The sequence below is a fragment of the Caloramator proteoclasticus DSM 10124 genome (assembly GCF_900129265.1).
Classification (GTDB): Bacteria; Bacillota; Clostridia; order Clostridiales; family Caloramatoraceae; genus Thermobrachium; species Thermobrachium proteoclasticum.
On record NZ_FQVG01000105.1, the window covers coordinates 1 to 1963 of the forward strand.

The window sequence follows — 1963 nt, forward strand, 5'->3', positions numbered from 1 at the left end:
TCACTTTTTAAGTGAAATGCAGTTTAGTAAAAAATTAAGTTAATATGGGCTATAGAACTCTTTTAAATAAATTCCATGAATAATTCAGGATTAATTGTAAATAATTAAAATAGAAAATTAGCGGGGGCTTAATTCTACACCATTTCACACCTTTAAGGTGTGTTTTTTTTATAGTATAATGTTGTATTGGTATCAAAAATATAAAGGATAGGTGATGAAGTTGAAGAATATACCTGTTGAAAAGAACAAGGATTATATAGTTAATATCACAGGAATGGGATTTCAGGGAGAAGGAGTAGGAAGAGTTGAAGATTATACACTTTTTATTGAAGGTGCAATAGAGGGAGAAGAAGTAAAGGTAAAGGCTGTGAAGACACAAAAAAACTTTGGGTTTGGTAAACTTTTAGAGGTTATTAAACCATCAGAATACAGAACTACTCCAATATGTCCTGTATATAAAAGATGTGGAGGATGCCAGATACAGCATCTAACCTATGAAGGGCAGCTAAACTTTAAGAAAAACAGAGTGAAGGACTGCATAGAAAGAATAGGAAAATTAGAGGGAGTTACTATACATAATACATTGGGTATGAAAAATCCATATAGATATAGAAACAAGGTACAGCTACCTATTGGCAAAAATGATGGAGAGGTTGTTAGTGGCTTCTTTGCTCCAAGAACCCACGACATAATAGATATTGAAACTTGCTATATACAGGATGAAGTAGCAGATAAGGTTATTAGAATCACTAAAGATTGGATAAAAGAATATAAGGTAGAACCATACAATGAGCAAACAAAAGATGGACTAATAAGGCACATAATGGTAAGACAAGGCTTTAAAACGGGTGATGTGATGGTGGTTCTTGTTTCAAGAAAAAAACAAGTTCCATATTTAGATGAGTTTGTTGAAATGATAAGAAAAAACATAGAAAACATAAAGAGCATTGTTTTAAATATAAATCCAAAGGATACAAACGTTATATTAGGCGAAGAGTGCATAACACTTTATGGGCAGGATTATATAACTGATTATATAGGAGAGTTTAGGTTTAATATTTCTCCTCTTTCCTTCTTTCAAGTAAATCCTGTTCAAACAGAGGTTTTATATAACAAGGCACTTCAGTATGCAAATTTAACTGGTGAAGAAGTAGTTTTTGATGCCTACTGCGGTACAGGTACAATTTCATTATTTTTAGCCAAGAAGGCTAAAAAGGTATATGGTGTTGAAATTGTTCCACAGGCAATAGAAAATGCGTGGGAAAATGCCAAACAAAATAATGTGGGAAATGTTGAATTTATTGTTGGTGAGTCAGAAAATGTAATTCCCAAACTAATAGAAGAGGGAATTAAAGCAGATGTTATTGTGGTTGATCCACCAAGAAAGGGATGCGAAAAGACTCTTCTTGAGGCTATAGCAAAGAGTAATCCTAAGAGGATTGTTTATGTTTCCTGTGATCCTGCAACGCTTGCAAGGGATTTAGCAATCCTAAATGATTTTGGATATAAAACAAAGGAAGTTCAACCAGTTGATATGTTTCCACAAACTGCACATGTTGAGTGCGTCACATTGATGTCAAGGGTTTAGAAATAAAGAACAGAAAAGCTTGTAAATAAAGGGTTTCCAGACATTTAGTTTTTCCCGAGGCCGATCTGCCGGATGTGGCAATGTCAGGAAACCCTTATTTTGGTTGCTTGAGGGAACATATCAACCGTCCAGAAAATTAATAGTTGAGTTACCAGATTAGATGGGGGCGTCGCAAAACTACTTTTTTGAAGTAGTTGGCGATGCTCCCTTTGCTTTTACATCATAAAAATTTAATTCTCTAAGCCGCTAACCATTTAAATTTCTTAGACTTCCTTGATTTTTGTAAATGATAAAATCAAAATGTACGAAAAGTGGAAAATAAAAATGTACAAAATTGTACAAGTATTTGGTATCCTTCTTAATGGGAGGGATACC

At 33.8% G+C, this 1963-nt stretch carries 1 protein-coding gene; it reads left to right on the plus strand.

The genetic code is table 11. The features are described from left to right. Nucleotides 1–214 precede the first annotated feature (214 nt). Entirely contained in the window at nt 215–1588 is a 1374-nt protein-coding gene (gene rlmD, locus BUB63_RS13025) for a 23S rRNA (uracil(1939)-C(5))-methyltransferase RlmD (protein WP_073250443.1), read from the plus strand. Nucleotides 1589–1963: the final 375 nt, after the last annotated feature.